15 protein-coding genes are annotated in these 15,958 nt (G+C 62.1%); 6 read left to right on the forward strand and 9 right to left on the reverse strand.

Features of this window, described 5'->3' with window-relative positions:
• Positions 1-181: 181 nt before the first annotated feature.
• A complete protein-coding gene (paaZ, locus tag ACIQTW_RS06415) occupies positions 182-2,281 on the reverse strand; it encodes a phenylacetic acid degradation bifunctional protein PaaZ (protein WP_402934989.1) in 2,100 nt (699 codons plus the stop codon).
• Between the two features lie 134 nt (positions 2,282-2,415).
• Positions 2,416-3,135, reverse strand: coding sequence for a tyrosine-protein phosphatase (locus ACIQTW_RS06420; RefSeq protein WP_402934992.1), 720 nt, complete (start codon positions 3,133-3,135; stop codon positions 2,416-2,418).
• Positions 3,136-3,453: 318 nt separating this feature from the next.
• Here ACIQTW_RS06420 and ACIQTW_RS06425 point away from each other — a divergent pair, with 318 nt between their 5' ends.
• The 6 genes from ACIQTW_RS06425 (at position 3,454) to ACIQTW_RS06450 (ending at position 9,614) form a co-directional block, all read left to right on the forward strand.
• Complete coding sequence (locus ACIQTW_RS06425; protein WP_402934995.1) at positions 3,454-4,476, forward strand: LacI family DNA-binding transcriptional regulator; 1,023 nt, start codon at positions 3,454-3,456, stop codon at positions 4,474-4,476.
• A 101-nt stretch (positions 4,477-4,577) separates the two neighbouring features.
• Positions 4,578-5,813 (forward strand): extracellular solute-binding protein, encoded by a 1,236-nt coding sequence (locus tag ACIQTW_RS06430; RefSeq protein ID WP_402934998.1) that lies wholly within the window; start codon positions 4,578-4,580, stop codon positions 5,811-5,813.
• 10 nt (positions 5,814-5,823) lie between these two features.
• Complete coding sequence (locus ACIQTW_RS06435) at positions 5,824-6,813, forward strand: carbohydrate ABC transporter permease (protein ID WP_402935000.1); 990 nt, start codon at positions 5,824-5,826, stop codon at positions 6,811-6,813.
• A gap of 7 nt (positions 6,814-6,820) precedes the next feature.
• Complete coding sequence (locus tag ACIQTW_RS06440) at positions 6,821-7,678, forward strand: carbohydrate ABC transporter permease (RefSeq protein WP_402935002.1); 858 nt, start codon at positions 6,821-6,823, stop codon at positions 7,676-7,678.
• Positions 7,679-7,710: 32 nt separating this feature from the next.
• A complete protein-coding gene (locus tag ACIQTW_RS06445; protein ID WP_402935004.1) occupies positions 7,711-8,484 on the forward strand; it encodes a ThuA domain-containing protein in 774 nt (257 codons plus the stop codon).
• Complete coding sequence (locus ACIQTW_RS06450) at positions 8,481-9,614, forward strand: Gfo/Idh/MocA family protein (protein WP_402935007.1); 1,134 nt, start codon at positions 8,481-8,483, stop codon at positions 9,612-9,614. The genes ACIQTW_RS06445 and ACIQTW_RS06450 overlap by 4 nt, the downstream gene beginning before the upstream one ends.
• Before the next feature lie 89 nt (positions 9,615-9,703).
• Here ACIQTW_RS06450 and ACIQTW_RS06455 read toward each other — a convergent pair whose 3' ends face one another.
• The 7 genes from ACIQTW_RS06455 to ACIQTW_RS06485 all read right to left on the reverse strand — a co-directional run bounded on the left by ACIQTW_RS06455 (position 9,704) and on the right by ACIQTW_RS06485 (position 15,553).
• Entirely contained in the window at positions 9,704-10,624 is a 921-nt protein-coding gene (locus ACIQTW_RS06455; protein ID WP_402935010.1) for an SGNH/GDSL hydrolase family protein, read from the reverse strand.
• Positions 10,625-10,767: 143 nt separating this feature from the next.
• The gene (locus ACIQTW_RS06460; protein WP_402935013.1) at positions 10,768-11,364 is read right to left on the reverse strand and encodes a GNAT family N-acetyltransferase; all 597 of its coding nucleotides are present in this window, start codon (positions 11,362-11,364) and stop codon (positions 10,768-10,770) included.
• Between the two features lie 28 nt (positions 11,365-11,392).
• Positions 11,393-12,256, reverse strand: coding sequence for a 3-hydroxyacyl-CoA dehydrogenase family protein (locus ACIQTW_RS06465; protein WP_402935016.1), 864 nt, complete (start codon positions 12,254-12,256; stop codon positions 11,393-11,395).
• Positions 12,253-13,071, reverse strand: a complete 819-nt coding sequence (locus ACIQTW_RS06470) for an enoyl-CoA hydratase/isomerase family protein (protein ID WP_402935019.1) — start codon at positions 13,069-13,071, stop codon at positions 12,253-12,255. The genes ACIQTW_RS06465 and ACIQTW_RS06470 overlap by 4 nt, the downstream gene beginning before the upstream one ends.
• Positions 13,071-14,297 carry a thiolase family protein gene (locus ACIQTW_RS06475; protein ID WP_402935022.1) on the reverse strand — a complete coding sequence of 409 codons (1,227 nt, stop codon included), beginning with the start codon at positions 14,295-14,297 and terminating at the stop codon, positions 13,071-13,073. Before ACIQTW_RS06475 ends, ACIQTW_RS06470 begins: the two co-directional genes overlap by 1 nt.
• 141 nt (positions 14,298-14,438) lie before the next feature.
• Positions 14,439-15,095, reverse strand: coding sequence for a pentapeptide repeat-containing protein (locus ACIQTW_RS06480; protein ID WP_402935025.1), 657 nt, complete (start codon positions 15,093-15,095; stop codon positions 14,439-14,441).
• A complete protein-coding gene (locus tag ACIQTW_RS06485; protein ID WP_402935028.1) occupies positions 15,095-15,553 on the reverse strand; it encodes an SRPBCC family protein in 459 nt (152 codons plus the stop codon). Before ACIQTW_RS06485 ends, ACIQTW_RS06480 begins: the two co-directional genes overlap by 1 nt.
• Positions 15,554-15,958 lie beyond the last annotated feature (405 nt).

Genomic DNA, 15,958 nt, shown 5'->3' on the forward strand with positions numbered 1-15,958 from the left:
CGGGCAGTGCCGACTATTTCATCCCCGAACGCGAAACGCCTTCCCACGTAATGTGGAAAGGCGTTTCGTCGTAAGTGAGAGAGCGACCCGCTCAAGCCCGCCGGACGTGAGAGAGCGATCCCCTCAAACCCGCGGGACGTGAGAGAGCGACCCACCCAAGCCCGCGGGACGTGAGAGAGGGCTATTTCTCCACGAGGGTGAGGACGTCGTAGGTGGCCACGATTTCGTCGTTCTGATTGGTCAGGACGGCGTCCCAGGCCACCTCACCGTATTCGTCTGTCTCGCGTGGGGTGATCTTCTTGGCCGTCAGCGTGACCCGGATGGAGTCGCCGGCTGCAACAGGGGTGATGAAGCGCAGGTTCTCCAAGCCATAGTTGGCAAGCACGGGACCCGGAGCTGGCTCAACAAAGAGCCCGGCAGCCCAGCTCAAAAGCAAGTAACCGTGGGCCACAATACCGGGGAAGAACGGGTTGGCCTCGGCGGCTTCCTGGTTTGTGTGTGCGTAGAATGTGTCGCCTGTCGAGTTCGCGAAGGCAGTAATGTCCTCAAGCTTGACCTCGCGGAGGTCCGAGCGAACAGCGTCGCCGATGCGGAGGGTCGAGAGGTGCTTCCGGAAGGGGTGCTCCCCCTCGGTTTCCACAGTGAAGTTCTGGTCGGCACCCGTGTGCCAGAGGCCCGTAACGGCGGTCAGCATGTTGGGGGAACCCTGAATGGCTGTGCGCTGCATGTGGTGCAGGACGGAGCGGATGCCGCCCAGTTCCTCGCCGCCACCAGCGCGGCCGGGACCGCCGTGAACCAGGTGCGGGACCGGGGAACCGTGGCCCGTGGACGAGCGCGCATCTTCACGGTTGAGCATGTGAACGCGGCCGTGGTGGGCAGCGATGCCGAGCACCAGCTCCTGCGCAACAGATGGATCGTTGGTGCAGACCGATGCCACCAGGGAGCCGGAGCCGCGGGCTGCCAGGCGGATGGCGTCGGCAAGATCCGAGTACCCGATCACTGACGACACCGGCCCGAACGCTTCAAGCGAGTGAACTTCTTCGGCTTCAGCGTCTGCCCAACTTAGGAGGACCGGCGACATGAAGGCGCCGTCTTCCACTACGCCCACGCCGCCGCCAACGGAGGTGACCGACGGCGAATCGAGAGATCCGTACGCAAGCTCACCGCCGGCGTCGAGCATTGACTGAACTGCCGCACGGACGTCGGCGAGTTGCTCCAGCGATGCCAAGGCGCCCATGGTGACGCCGTCGGCGCGAGGGTCGCCAACCACGACGCGTTCATTGATTCGCGCGCCGACAGCAGCAGCGACGTCGGAGGTCAGCTCCTGCGGGACGATAACGCGGCGGATGGCGGTGCACTTTTGGCCGGCCTTGACGGTCATCTCAGTGACCACGGCCTTGATGAACGCGTCGAACTCCGGGGTGCCGGGGACGGCGTCGGGCCCGAGGATGGCGGCGTTGAGGGAGTCGGTCTCGGAGGTGAACCGGATGCCGCCCTGGACCACGTTCTTGTGGCCCTTGAGCGAGTTGGCAGTGGATGCCGAGCCGGTGAAGGAAACGAGGTCGCGGTAGTCGAGCTCATCAAGGATGGTCCGGGCAGAACCGGAGATCAGTTGAAGTGACCCTGCCGGGAGAATTCCCGACTCGACGATTGCCTTTACCGCCGCGGCGGCAACGTAGCCCGTGGGCGTGGCCGGCTTCACGATGGTAGGGACGCCCGCGAGGAACGCAGGAGCGAACTTTTCCAGCATGCCCCAGACCGGGAAGTTGAACGCGTTGATCTGCACTGCGACGCCGGGAATTCGGGTGTAGATGTGCTCGGCGACGAACGATCCGTCCTTGGACAAAGTCTCCATGGGCCCGTCCACCACAACCTGCGAGTTAGGCAGCTCGCGGCGGCCCTTGGAACCGAACGTGAAGAGCACCCCGATGCCGCCATCGATGTCGATCATGTTGTCGATCTTGGTGGCACCGCTCTGCGAAGAGGATTCGTAGAGCTCTTCGCGGCGCCCGTTGAGGTACATGGCCAGCTCTTTGAGCTTGAGCGCACGCTGGTGGAACGTCAGCTTCCCAAGTTCCGTTTGCCCGGTGGTGCGGCCATAATTCACGACGGCGGCAAGGTCCAGTCCGTCGGTGCTGACGTTGGCCAGGACTTCTCCGGTGCTGGCATCACGAACCGGGACTTTCCTGGCGTCCGCTGCCGGCGTCCACCAGGCATCCTGGACGTAGCTGGGGACGGTTGCAACGGCTGTGGTTTCCGGGGCGACTGCGGTAGTGGTCATCGTCGACGGGTCCTTCCAAGGCACGTAAAATCGGCACGGTCCCTGCTGACTGGAGCCAACATTACTGACCGGCCGTTCGGTAATATATACAGGGTACATGAATGCCCCGTGGAGTACAGCAGGAATTTTCGGCCTTAGTCCTGGCGGACCACGCCAAGTTTGACCCGGACCGCTGCAAACTCCGGATCCGAGACACCGTGAGCGGTCAGAAACCCCACCACGTCCAGCGACCCAAGGAAGGCCCGCAGACCCTCCCTCCGACTGGTCCGCATCACCTCGAGATCATCCTGGGATAGGTATGGATCATGGGCGTGCGGAGCCCCGTGGGTGCGGTGCCGCTCATTAATCCCGCGCGCAGCAAGCTCGTACCCGTGCACGATCTCCTCATCGCCGGCACCTGCCAACCGCTGCAGCATCACCGCGATCACGCCGCTGCGGTCCCTGCCTGCGGAACAATGAACCACCACTTTTCCCGGGGACGCCGCAATGGCCTTGAAGACGGCCGCGATCTTGTCCCCGAACAGGTGGAGGTAATCCCCGTACTGGGCGGGGTCCTTGAGGTACGGGCCGAAAAGCTCGCCGAAATCGCTATGGTCGGGATCTTCGGTTGGGCAATGCACGACGTCGATCCGCGCCTTCGCCTCATCCGGCACCTGAGGGTCGGTGTCACGCAGCCGCCGCTCGCGCGAGGCGCGGAGATCTATCACGGTGCGGACGCCGTCGTCGTACATCTGCTGCCAGCCGGATTCGGTGACCCATTCGTGGCGACCCATGCGGTACACGTCCCCGGCAATGCGCCAAGCGTTGACGGCGCCGTCCCAGTGGACGCCCCGATGAGCTGAAGTCCCTTCCATAGGAGTCAGCTAAACACATTGGTGCCTTGGAACGGGAGGTGAGAGAGGGTCTGCCAGAAGCACGCGGGAAGTGAAAGAGGGTCCGCCGGAAGCACGCGGGAAGTGAAAGAGGGTCCGCCGGAAGCACGCGGGAAGCGAGAGAGGGTCTGCCAGAAGCACGCGGGAAGCGAGAGAGGGTCCGCCGGAAGCACGCGGGAAGTGAGAGAGGGTCTTGCGGAGGCCGAGTGACCCATGTCATACTTTCTCTCGATGCGCATCGACGATACGTATCGACAAACCACAGGAACTGTTCAGCAGAGAGCACAAGGAGGTCAGGCCATGCCCACCAGCAAGGACGTTGCCCAAGCCGCCGGAGTAGCTCAAAGCACAGTCTCCTACGTGTTGAGTGGCAAGCGGCCGATCTCCGAGAAGACCCGCAAAAAAGTTGAAGACGCTATTCAGCAATTGACTTACCAACCCAATGCCGGGGCCAGGGCCCTTGCCAGCCGCAAGACCCGGGTCATCGGCCTGGTGATCCCCTTCATACCTGAACTGCACATGGCCTCGATCATGGAGTTCGTGTCCGTGATCGCCAACACCGCCAGACTTTATGATCACGACATTCTCCTGGTCACAGAGGACGAGGGCGCGCCGGGGCTGAGGCGCGTGGTGGGCCAGCAGATCTGCGACGGCCTGATCCTCATGCAGGTTGAAGGGGATGACGAACGTCTCCCCGTGGTGCGCAGCCTCAACGTGCCCGTGGTGTTGATAGGAATCCCACACGACCCCTCCGGCTTGGTCTGCATCGATGCAGACTTTGAAATGGCCGGGGAACAATGTGTTCAGGATCTGGCAGCCGCCGGGCACAGTGTCATTTCGGTGATTGGCTGGCAGCCGGAGGTGGTGGAGCGTCACGTGAATTATGTAGAGCGCTTCATGTCCGGCACCGACAAGGCGGCCCAGGATGCCGGCGTCCGCGTACTGCACCTTCCGGGCGGCACCGACCGCGATGTCATCACCACCTCAGTTGACAGGGCCCTGGCCGAAACCACAGGAGTTCCAGCTTTCATTGCACCGGACGGGACTGTCCAAGACGTGCTCCGTCGTGTACTGAACAGCCGCGGCCTGACTCCGGGGGTGGATGTTTCCGTCATTGGCAGCGCCTCTCCCACGCTGGCCGAACTTCAGCCCATTCCGCTTTCCACCATTGACCTCCGTCCGGCAGAAGTTTCCCGCCGTGCGGTGAAGATTATTTGCGACCTCCTCGAATCCGAGAACCAGGGACCACACGAATCCCTGGAACTGGTACCCACGGTCATTACGCACCGTTCAAGCACGCTCCGCCCACCCCACGGCAGCTGAATCCCTCTACGTAACCACCCGATCCACATCCCTTTCCGAACTCATCGATACGCATCGTCGATACGCATCGATAAATCGATCCCCAGAAAAAGGAACAGACAATGAAGTCAGCACAAAGGACATCCCGTCCTCTCGCCCTGGCAGTGGCGGCCCTGGTCGGCTTACCGCTGGTCATCTCCGGCTGCGGCACCTCCACCGCCGCGTCGTCCTCCGAGGCGGTCACGGAACTCTCCGTGATGGACTACTACAACAACGAGCCGGACAAGTCGTTTATCGGCGATGCCCTGACCAAGTGCGGCACGCAGCTGGGCGTTACCGTCAAACGGGAAACTGTTCCCGGAAAATCGCTTATTTCCAAGGTTCTCCAGCAGTCCTCCTCGAAGACACTCCCCGACGTCCTCATGTTGGACAACCCGGATCTCCAGCAAATCGCTGCCACGGGAGCTTTGGCACCCCTTGCCGATTTCAACGTCAGCACCGAGAACTTTGCTGAAGGCGTGCTGAGCGCGGGCACGTACAAGGACAAGGTGTATGGCCTGGCGCCAACAGTGAACACCATTGCCCTGTTCTACAACAAGGACATCCTGGCCAAGGCCGGTGTCACCCCGCCCACAACCTGGGATGAACTCAAGGATGCTTCCGCCAAACTCACGGCAGGTGACCAGTACGGACTGGCCTTCAATGCCAACCCCACCTATGAGGGCACGTGGCAGTTCCTTCCTGTCATGTGGTCCAACGGCGGCGATGAGAAGAAGATCGACACCAAGGAGACCGAGCAGGCCCTGCAGCTGTGGACCGACCTGGTCAAGAGCGGTTCAGTTTCTTCCTCTGCCCTCAACTGGACCCAGGCCGATGTCAAAGACCAGTTCCTGGCCGGCAAAGCAGCCATGATGGTCAACGGACCGTGGCAGATCCCGGCCTTGGACAAGCAGCCGACGCTGCAGTACGGCGTAGTGAAGATCCCTGTGCGTGAAGCCGGGCAGACGTCCGTGGCTCCGCTCGGCGGTGAGGTATGGACTGTCCCGCAGACCGGCAACAAGGCCCGGCAAGCCAAGGCAGCAGAGATGGTTGCCTGCTTGAACAGCGACGAGAACCAACTGGCCATGGCTACCGCCCGCAACACCATTCCCTCCAAGACCACGCTCTCGGACAAGTTCGCCAGCGACAACCCCAAGCTCGCCACGTTCACCGAGCTGATCAAGACAGCCCGTGCACGCACCGGCCAACTCGGCGAGGAATGGCCGGCCCAAGCCACCAAGATCTACACGGCAATCCAGACTTCACTGACCGGTAACGCTTCACCGGCAGACGCCCTCAAGCAAGCACAGGGTCAGTAGGCAGCCTGCCATGTCATTAGCAACTGATCTACCTCATTCAGAGGGGCAGGCTGCCGGCAGGGCCGTGAAAACTCACAGCTCAGGGACCGAAAAGCCCGCACCCCGGCGCAGATCCCGCCAGCGCCGTGAGCGCATCTTCCAGTGGCTCTTCCTGGTCCCCGCTGTGGTCTACATGACGTTGTTCTTCGGGTATCCGGTAGTCAAGAACGTGGTCATGAGCTTCCAGGAGTACACCACCTCCACGTTCTTCACAGGAGAAGCCCCTTGGGTGGGGTTCACCAACTACGTGACTGTATTGTCGTCGTCGCTGTTCTCAACCTCACTGCTGAACACCGTTTTGTTCACCATCGGCTCCATTATCGGCCAGTTCGTGATCGGGCTGGCGCTGGCCATCTTCTTCCAGCGCAAGTTCCCGCTCAACGGAATACTGCGGTCCCTGCTCCTGCTCCCTTGGCTCCTTCCCTTGATCGTCTCCAGTGCCGTGTGGCGATGGATCCTGGATAAGGACAGCGGCGCGCTGAACCGTTTCCTGGGTGACCTCGGCATCATCGATACCGGCGTTCCGTGGCTCACCAGTACGTCGCTGGCCCTCATTGCCGTGGTGGGCGTGAACATTTGGATTGGCATCCCGTTCAACCTGACCATTCTCTACGGCGGCCTGCAGGAAATCCCGGACGAACTTTACGAGGCCGGATCACTGGACGGTGCCACCGGTTGGAAAGCGTTCCGGCACATCACCTGGCCCATGCTGCGGCCGGTGGTGAGCGTGGTCCTGGTGCTCGGCGTCGTTTACACGCTCAAGGTGCTGGACATCATCCTGGGCCTCACCAACGGCGGGCCCGCCAATTCCACCCAAACCATCGCGACGCAGTCCTACAACCTGTCTTTCCACGAATTCAAGTTCGGTGAAGGTGCGGCCCTGGGCAACGTGCTGGTGATCATCTCCCTGGTCTTCGCAGTCTTGTACTTGCGGGCCAGCCGACGCGCAGTGGACGAGTGAGGACAGCATGACAACCGTACTGAAAGCCCCCACACTCCGGCGCCCCCTCCCAAAACCAACGGGACGAAAGAACTGGGGATACACGGCACTGGCCATCTTCTTCCTGGCCATCATGCTGTTCCCGGTCTATTGGATGGTCAACGCCTCCCTGCAACCCAACGGCACCACCTTGGAAACCTCGTGGTTCCCGATTAAGCCCGACTTCACCGGCTACGCCACAGCCATCAACGAGCAAGCGGGGAACCTGGGAACCAGCCTCATCATTTCGCTGGGTAGCGTGGCGCTGAGCCTGGCCATTGCAGCCCCGGCCGCCTATGCCTTGGCCTACTTCAAGGTCCGCGGCGCCGGCGTGGTCCTGTTCGCGATCCTCATCAGCCAGATGATTCCCGGGATCGTGGTGGCCAACGCCCTGTACACCGCGTACAACGATCTCGGCCTACTGAACTCCATCCCGGGCCTGATCCTGGCTGATTCGGCCCACGGCATCCCGTTCGCGATCCTCATCATCCGGGCCTTCATGAACGGTATGCCGGCGTCGGTGATCGAGGCCGCGCGGGTGGATGGTGCCGGGCACCTCCGGGCGTTCTGGTCGATTGTGCTCCCACTCAGCCGTAACTCGCTGATCACCGCAGGGCTGTTCACGTTCCTGTTCGCCTGGAGCGACTTCCTCTTCGCGCTGACACTGACCACCACTGAAGCAGTCCGGCCCGTGACCCTGGGCATCTTCCAGTACATCGGCGCCTACGTAAATGACTGGAGTTCAGTCATGGCGACGGCGGTACTCGCCTCCATCCCGGCCATCGTCCTGCTGGTCGCGGCCCAGAAATACATCGCCGCCGGCACCACCGGCGGTGCGGTCAAGTAGACCGCGTACCCGAACCTCAATAGGAGAAAACAATGACTGAGAGTAAGCCCATCCGCGTCACCGTATGGTCCGAGAATCGCCACGAGAAGCGCGACGAACTGGTGGCCCGTCTCTACCCGGACGGTATGCACGGCGCCGTCAAGGCGGGCATCGAAGAGAACCTGGGTACCGGCGTCGAGGTCCGCACCGCAACACTGGACGAACCGGAGCACGGACTCACCGAGGAAGTCCTCGCCAACACCGACGTCCTTACATGGTGGGGGCACATGTCCCATGCAGATGTTGAGGACGAGATTGTGGAACGCGTCCACCGGCACGTCCTGGCCGGAATGGGCCTGATCGTGCTGCACTCCGGACACTGGTCCAAGATCTTCACCAAGCTCATGGGAACATCGTGCACGCTGCGTTGGCGCTCCGAGCAGGACCGCGAACTCGTGTGGACCGTGGATCCCACCCACCCCATCGCCAAGGGCATCCCGCACCCCATCGAGATTCCGCAGCAGGAAATGTACGGCGAGTTCTTCGACATCCCCACGCCCGAGGATCTGGTGTTCATCAGCTCGTTCAGCGGCGGCGAAGTCTTCCGTTCAGGCTGCACGTTCCGGCGCGGTCACGGCAAAATCTTCTTCTTCAGCCCGGGCGACCAGGATTACCCCGTCTATCACCACAAGGACATCCGACGCGTGATCGCCAACGCCGTGGAATGGGCCGTCACCGACCGCCCGGAACGCGCCGTACCGGAGCTTCTCCGGTATGAAACCAACGACTTCTTCAACGGCAAGAGCTACCAGGGAGCCAACGCGTGAGCACGCCCTTCGCTATCATTCCTGACGACGGTACTCCCCTCCGCGTCGTCGTCGTCGGTGCAGGCGGGATGGGACGCGCGTGGCTTCGAACAGTGGAATCGTCACCGTTGGTTGAGCTGGTGGGCATCGTGGATCTTGACCTTACGGCTGCCTCTGAGGCGGCAGCGTCCTTGGGTCGCCCCGACCTTCCCATTGGTGCGGGTACCGCTCAGTTGGCGTCCGACGTCGGAGCCCAGGCAGTCATCAACGTCACCGTCCCTGCCGCGCATCATCCGGTAACCACTGAGGCCCTGGCCGCGGGATTGCCCGTCCTCGGCGAGAAACCAGTGGCTTCGACTGTGGCCCAGGGGCTTTCCCTGGCGGCTGCGGCCGAGCTTCACAGTCAGCTGTTCATGGTCAGCCAGTCCCGGCGATACAACCGGCAGCTGTTTTCGGCCAAACGCCTGTCTTCATCCTTGGGTTCCATTGGCATCGTCTCTGCCGAGTTCTTCAAGGCCCCGCACTTCGGCGGTTTTCGGGATGCCATGGATCATCCGCTCCTGCTGGACATGGCCGTCCACCAGTTCGACATGGCCCGTTTCCTGCTCGACGCCGATCCCGTGTCCGTATTCTGCGAGGAGTACAACCCCTCCTGGAGTTGGTATCGCGGAGATGCAGGTTCCACGGCCATCTTCGAGATGACCGGGGGCGAGCGCTTTGTTTTCACCGGCAGCTGGTGCAGCCCTGGCCAGGAGACCTCGTGGAATGCGTCGTGGCGGATCAGTGGGGAGCATGGCACTGTCCTGTGGGACGGTGACAATGAACCGGTCTCCTCCGTTCCCGTTTCCGGCGATGCAGCGGATGCCGAGGATCCTGGCCAGGAAATCGCCGGGTCCTTGCGGGACTTCGTTGCCGCTGTGCGCACGGGAAGCACACCTATGGGACGGGTTCACCGGAACATCATGAGCCTGGCCATGGTGGAGGCCGCGATCCTCAGCGCTTCCACCGGCGCCCGCGTTTCCGTGGACTCGCTGCTTGAGGACTCGTACCAACAAGCCATCCTCGCCGAACGCGATCCTGCTGTGCTGGAGGTGCTGAAGTCCTGGACCTCAGTGCGGAGTGCTTTGGCCGGCGAAAGCGTGGCGTTGTGACGGGCACGTCTTTGTGAGCCCGCCGAGGGGTTGGCTTTCGTGGTTATCGCGGGCTCTTACTCCCGAAAGCCCGCCCCCCGGCGAATGGGCTACCTCTTGGCTAGCTGGGCGGGTTTCACTGTCGAGATGAGGGCAGCCGCGTAAGCCTGGTGCCCGGCTACGTTCGGATGGAAGTTGGCATCAGGAAGCCGATCGAACGGGGGCACGGGCGCCGGGATCAGCACGATCCAAGGTTCCGCGGAGTTGACCGCATGCCCGCGGAATCGCTTGGTGACGTCGACAAAGACCACGTTTTTCCCGCTGAGTTGCACGGCCGCTGCGATGGCCCTGTTCAAATCATCAACGGCAGTGTTCGCCAGGACTTGGTTAGCGACTGGGACAACAGTTACTCCAGGGATAACGAGATCACCTTGGCTCGGATCAAAGAGGCGCGGGTAGCCCATAACCGCAATCGTCGCATTGGGAGCGGACGCACGGATGAGCCCGTACGTACCCGCAAGTGCAGTAGTAACGGAGCTGAGGTTGGCTCGGATGCCAGCAACAGTGCCCGCACAGGTGGTGGTGTCCGGTGAAGCGCAAGCCTGCAATGCAAGCAGGCTTCCAGCATCAATGGCTCCGGCGGTGATGCTCACCAGTTCGGCGTTTTGGAGGGCAGTCTGGCCAGCGAAAATCTGCTCAACAACTGTTGGTGCGCCGTTATAAAACGGGCTCGGATTCAGCGGGTCAAAGGACAGCAGAGCACCGTGGCAGGCGAGATTTGTCAGCAAATCCACGCGACCGGAAGCCGCCACGATGTCCACATATCCAGACTGGCTTTGCCAACACAGCGAGTCCCTATATAGCCCGCCCGCGCCGGTACCCGCTGTATACGAATCACCGAGGGCCACATACGTCACCGGTGGCGGCGGCGCTGCGGTGGCGGGACTGGCCGTAAATCCTAACGTGAGTGCCAGGGCAGCGAGTCCGCCTGCAAGGGCCAAGTTCCGACGTCGTGCTTGATGAGTTGCCATAATGTTCCCCTAGTTACTGCTGGATGGGGCTCCGGCGTTCCGCAAAAGAGGACGCCGCGGCTCCCCACCATTCGGCCGCGTACCGGGGCAATGTGTTGGCTAGATTACGCCCAGATGCGCACGCGGGGAAGAGTTTGACAGCGCTAGGCCCCGTATTTCGCCAGCCGGAACTCCAGGCCGTTGCGCACGGCGGGCCATTCGTGCTCGAGGATGGAGAACACTACGGTGTCGCGCAGTGCTCCGTCGGCGCTGCGCGAATGGTTCCGCAGCACGCCGTCCTGCTTGGCGCCGAGCCGGGCAATGGCCTCACGGGACTGCTGGTTCATCCAGTGTGTCCGGAACTCCACGGCGGGGCAGCCCAGCGTTTCGAAGGCATGCCGCAGGAGCAGCAGCTTCGAATCGGGGTTGGTCCCGGTGCCGTGCGCCGACGCAGCGTTCCAGGTGGATCCGATCTCCAGGCGTGGCGTGGCGGCGTCGATATTCATGTACGTTGTCATACCGATCAGCTTGCCCGTTGCATTTGAGCGCGTGGCAAAAGGCACCATGGACCCTTTTGCCTGCAAGGCCAAGCGACGATCAACTTCAGCGGCCATGCCCTCAGGCGTTGGGACGGAGGTGTACCAGAGCTTCCAGAGATCGCCGTCGCGGGCTGCATCTACCAGGCCGTCATGGTGTTCCTGGCTCAATGGTTCCAGCGTCACGAATTTTCCGGTCAGGGTGATGGGTTGGATAGAAGTCACCCGGTTAGCCTAACCGGCGCCCGGGGCTTCAGTCGTTCCAGTCGAAGAAGCCCTTTCCCGTCTTACGTCCCAGCTCGCCACGCGCCACTTTATCGCGCAGGATCTGCGGAGGAGCGAAGCGGTCGCCCAGCGTGGAGTGCAGGTATTCTGCAATGCCCAACCGGACGTCCAAGCCAACAATGTCGGTGGTCTTTAACGGGCCTGTGGGGTGCTTGTAGCCGAGAACCATGGCAGCATCAATATCTTCCGCCGATGCCACTCCTTCTTCCACCATGCGCATCGCTTCAAGGGCAATGGCTACGCCAAGCCTCGAGGACGCAAAGCCAGGAGCGTCATTGACGACGACGGCGGTCTTGCCAAGTGCCTCAGTCCAGCTTTTCGCGGCAACAGCGAGTCCGGGAGACGTTTCCTTGGCCAGCACCACCTCGATGAGGGTTGACGCGGGCACAGGGTTGAAGAAGTGCAGTCCAACAAAGTTGGCTGGACGGCGAAGTTCGTTGGCGAGCCCCGTGACCGAGAGCGAGGACGTGTTCGACGCCAGGTAAGCATCGGCGGACAAGTGGTCCTCCACAGCCTTCAGAGCTGTGACCTTCAGGTCGTAGTCCTCAGGCACGGCCTCCACAACAAGGCCGCAGTGGATGAAGGATTCGTAGTCCGTGGAGGTGCTGAAGCGGGACATTGCCTCTTCAGGGGTTTCGCTCAAGGTGCCGCGAGCGGCGGACTTGGCTACGGCATCAGCAACGCGACCCTGCGCTCCGGCCGCTGCCTCATGATCGCGTTCCACCACGATCACGGTGGCACCCTTAGTAAGGAACGCATGTGCGATACCAGCACCCATGCGGCCACCGCCGAGGACTCCAACGACGTGCGGGATGGTGGGAACTTCTGTCATTTCCAGGTCCTGTCTTGCGTCGAGGCGTCAGTGGCGGGGGCGGCTGTGTCCTGCGAAGCCTTAGCCGATTTCTTGTCCAGGAACGCCTGCATGCGATCAAACTTTGCTTGGGACTCGAAAAGAATCCCTTGGGCGAGCGTGTCGATCAGCGGGTGGGCTTCAGCCGGTGCGTGGAACACTGACTTGGTGATGCGCACGGCCAAGGGATCCTGGCGTCCAATCCTGTCGGCCAGTTTGTGGGCCGCATCCATGAGTTCCGGAGCCTCGTGGATCTCCGTGATCAGGCTGATCCGTAAGGCTTCTTCCGCGCGGAGCACAGCACCGGCCAAGAGGATCTCCTTGGCCTTCGGCTCCCCCACCAACTCCTTGAGCCGCCAGCTCGCTCCAGCTGCGGCCAGGATCCCCAGCCCGGTCTCCGGGTTGCCAATCCGGACGCTCGGAGTACCAATGCGGAAGTCGGCGGCGTACGCGAGCTCGGCTCCCCCGCCAAGGCAGTACCCGTCCAAGGCCGCGATAACGGGCATGGGCAATTTGGCGATGCGGACAAAGATGGTGGAGTTGATTCCCTGCAGGGCGTCGTCCCGGCGGCGTTCGCGCAGCTGTCCAATGTCAGCGCCGGAGGCAAAAACTCCCTCGGTCCCGGCAATAATCAGCACCTTGGGATTCCGCTCGAGTTCGGCGCAGACAAGATGGAGTTCGTCCACCATCGTCTGGTCGATCGCGTTACGGACCTCTGGACGGTTCAGCAGAACACTGAGACGGTCATCGCGTTCCTCGATGAGAAGTGTGGTGAAGTCTTTCGCATCCAGCCCCATTACACGCCTTCCAGCAGCATCGCGGTGCCCTGTCCGACCCCGATGCACATCGTAGCCAATCCGAGCTTAGGTCCGGGCGATGAAGTGAGCTCGCGCTCCATGCGACCCAACAGCGTAATAGCTATGCGCGAGCCGCTGGAACCCAACGGGTGCCCCAAACTGATGGCACCGCCGTCGTTATTCACTGTGTCCGGGTTCAGTCCGAGGCGCCGCATGCTTGCCAACGATTGGGTGGCGAAGGCTTCGTTGAGTTCCACGGCGCCCAACTGATCCACGGTGAGGCCGGAACGTGCCAGAACCTTTTGGGTGGCAGGGACCGGGCCGATACCCATGATTTCCGGTTCGCATCCTGCTGATGCGCCGTCGATGATACGGGCGCGGGGCGTCAGGCCAAACTTCTTGATGGCGGCCTCCGAAGCGACGATAATGGCTGAGGCGCCGTCGTTGAGCGTTGATGAGTTGCCGGCGGTGACCACGGAACCTCCAGGAACGACGGGTCGCAAACCGGCCAAAACGTCCATGGTGGTGCCTTCGCGGGGGCCTTCATCAGTGTCCACCACGGTTTCCGACTTTCGGGTCTTAACCGTGACGGGGACAATCTCATCCTTGAACCGGCCACCGGCGATGGCGGCCAGCGCAAGCTCGTGGGAGCGGACAGCAAAGGCGTCAGCATCCTCGCGGGAGATGTTGTCCACGCGGCCCACTTCCTCCGCTGTTTCAGGCATGGAGTAGGTCATCTTGCCGTCGCGGGAGAGCTCGCCCTTGGTGAAGAGCGGGTTGGCGAAGCGCCAGCCGATGGACGTATCGAAGATCTGGCCGGGCTTAGCGAAGGCCGCAGTCGGCTTCTCCTGCACCCATGGTGCCCGGCTCATGGACTCAACCCCACCAGCCACCACGATGTCGGCGGCTCCGGACTTGATCATCTGGCTGGCCATGATGATCGCGCTGAGGCCCGAGGCGCACAGGCGGTTCACTGTGATGCCGGGGATGTGGAGGGGAAGACCGGCCAGAAGGGTGGCCATGCGGGCCACGTTCCGGTTTTCCTCGCCGGCGCCGTTGGCATTGCCGAGGATTACCTCATCTATGGCGTCAGGGTCGACGCCGGCACGCGCCACTGCTTCCCGCACCACCAATGCTGCGAGATCGTCCGGGCGGACGGAGGACAGCGCCCCACCGTAGCGACCTACGGGCGTACGCGCGCCGCCAACAAGAAAAGCCTCGACCATGAGAACATCCTTCGCGAAGTGAAAGGGACCGACTCGGAATAATATACCGACCGTTCGTTCTATAAAGATTACACGGCCCAGCGGACCGGTCAACAGCTGAGCCTTCAGTTGCGGACCAGCGGAGACCGGCCCCAGCCCGGATCAGATCACCCGGATCCCCAAATGGCCAGCCAGTAGCGGCGCCATGAGGCTCAGCTGATAGTCATCGATCACCACTCCTGCGAGCCCTGCCAAACCATTGATTCCACGGAACTCCGAGGTGCGCAGATCCACATCCTTCAGCTTGGCGCCCGTAACATCCAGCGTGCCGATAGTGCAGTTCTTCAGTGCCAACCGCGTTCCCGTGCAGCCCCCGAGGTCGAGCTCATTGATGATGCAGTCGGAGATCTGGATATCCATGAGCTTGGAACCGCGCAGGTTTACGTAGTCCAGCTTGCCGCCGTCAATTCGGACGGAGCGCCAGTTTCCCTCATACAGTTCGGCAGACCCCCACCTTGGATTGGTGATCTCCACGTCCTGCCAGGAAGTCCGGGCCGCCATGAAGACCGGGGCGTAGGGCTCGGAAAAGATGCACTCGCGGAACGTTGCGCCCCGCAGCTGGGCTTCATTAAAGGAGACCCCGTTCAGTTGACATTCAATGAAATCCGCGCCGCTCAGTTCCTCTCCGTCGGCAGAAACCCGGGTGAGCCTGACGCCGTCGTACCGTTCGCCACGCTGGAAGTCCGGGGCGTCGTCGTCACGCAATTCGTCCAACCGCACAGGCGAAATCTTAGGTGCTGCAACCTTCGCTGCCGCCATCAGAGCGATTCCGCTTTGGCTGCGATCTCAGCCAAGTCTTTGCTGAGGGCCTTGCGGGTCATGTTCATCCCGATCTTTCCGAACAGGGCCATGCCAACCTTGCTGATGAGCGAGGGCTTGACCATCTCTGCGCCGAAGTTCAGCGTGAGATCTGTACCGCCGTCGCGCTCATTCAAGGTGAAACGCGTGGTGTAATCCGCGACGCCTTGGAGCGCCTTGACCGTGGTGCTGCGCGGAGGGTCAGTCTCGGAAACCCACATCTCAACAGTCTCCTGCTTGCCCATCATGGTCCGGGTTTCCTTCCAGCGGGTGCCCTCACCATATGGGCCGTCGCTGAGCATCTGGATTGAGTCGATGCCGGAGAGCGTGCCGGCCGAGCCGGGAATGTCCGAGATGACGGCCCAAACCTTCTCCGGGCTTGCGTTGACGTGCTGCGTCAGGGTGGTGGTGTGTTCCATACATCGAGCCTAGACCCGACCCCCGACACTCCCAACCGGGGTGCTCGTTGCGAGGCCCACTCTGCACGACTCACCCCCGCATAAAGAGCAAACCAGGCCCCACAACGGAAGGGCCCTCGTTGCGAGGCCCGCTCTGCACGACCCACCCCACGCATAAAGAGCAAACCAGGCCCCACAACGGAAGGGCCCTCCTTGCGAGGCCCACTCTGCACGACTCACCCCCCACATAAAGAGCAAACCAGGCCCCACAACCGGGGTGCTCGTTGCGAGGCCCACTCTGCACGACCCACCCCACGCATAAAGAGCAAACCAGGCCCCACAACCGGGGTGCTCGTTGCGAGGCCCACTCTGCACGACTCACCCCCCGCATAAAGAGCAAACCAGGCCCCACAACGGGAGGGCCCA

It is taken from the genome of Paenarthrobacter sp. NPDC090517 (assembly GCF_044769165.1).
Lineage (GTDB): Bacteria > Actinomycetota > Actinomycetes > Actinomycetales > Micrococcaceae > Arthrobacter.

Excerpts from the sequence above, each read along its gene's own strand:
- paaZ (WP_402934989.1), bottom strand. The coding sequence starts at position 2,281 with ATGACCACTACCGCAGTCGCCCCGGAAACCACAGCCGTTGCAACCGTC.
- ACIQTW_RS06420 (WP_402934992.1), bottom strand. The coding sequence starts at position 3,135 with ATGGAAGGGACTTCAGCTCATCGGGGCGTCCACTGGGACGGCGCCGTC.
- ACIQTW_RS06425 (WP_402934995.1), top strand. The coding sequence starts at position 3,454 with ATGCCCACCAGCAAGGACGTTGCCCAAGCCGCCGGAGTAGCTCAAAGC.
- ACIQTW_RS06430 (WP_402934998.1), top strand. The coding sequence starts at position 4,578 with ATGAAGTCAGCACAAAGGACATCCCGTCCTCTCGCCCTGGCAGTGGCG.
- ACIQTW_RS06435 (WP_402935000.1), top strand. The coding sequence starts at position 5,824 with ATGTCATTAGCAACTGATCTACCTCATTCAGAGGGGCAGGCTGCCGGC.
- ACIQTW_RS06440 (WP_402935002.1), top strand. The coding sequence starts at position 6,821 with ATGACAACCGTACTGAAAGCCCCCACACTCCGGCGCCCCCTCCCAAAA.
- ACIQTW_RS06445 (WP_402935004.1), top strand. The coding sequence starts at position 7,711 with ATGACTGAGAGTAAGCCCATCCGCGTCACCGTATGGTCCGAGAATCGC.
- ACIQTW_RS06455 (WP_402935010.1), bottom strand. The coding sequence starts at position 10,624 with ATGGCAACTCATCAAGCACGACGTCGGAACTTGGCCCTTGCAGGCGGA.
- ACIQTW_RS06465 (WP_402935016.1), bottom strand. The coding sequence starts at position 12,256 with ATGACAGAAGTTCCCACCATCCCGCACGTCGTTGGAGTCCTCGGCGGT.
- ACIQTW_RS06470 (WP_402935019.1), bottom strand. The coding sequence starts at position 13,071 with ATGGGGCTGGATGCGAAAGACTTCACCACACTTCTCATCGAGGAACGC.
- ACIQTW_RS06475 (WP_402935022.1), bottom strand. The coding sequence starts at position 14,297 with ATGGTCGAGGCTTTTCTTGTTGGCGGCGCGCGTACGCCCGTAGGTCGC.
- ACIQTW_RS06480 (WP_402935025.1), bottom strand. The coding sequence starts at position 15,095 with ATGGCGGCAGCGAAGGTTGCAGCACCTAAGATTTCGCCTGTGCGGTTG.
- ACIQTW_RS06485 (WP_402935028.1), bottom strand. The coding sequence starts at position 15,553 with ATGGAACACACCACCACCCTGACGCAGCACGTCAACGCAAGCCCGGAG.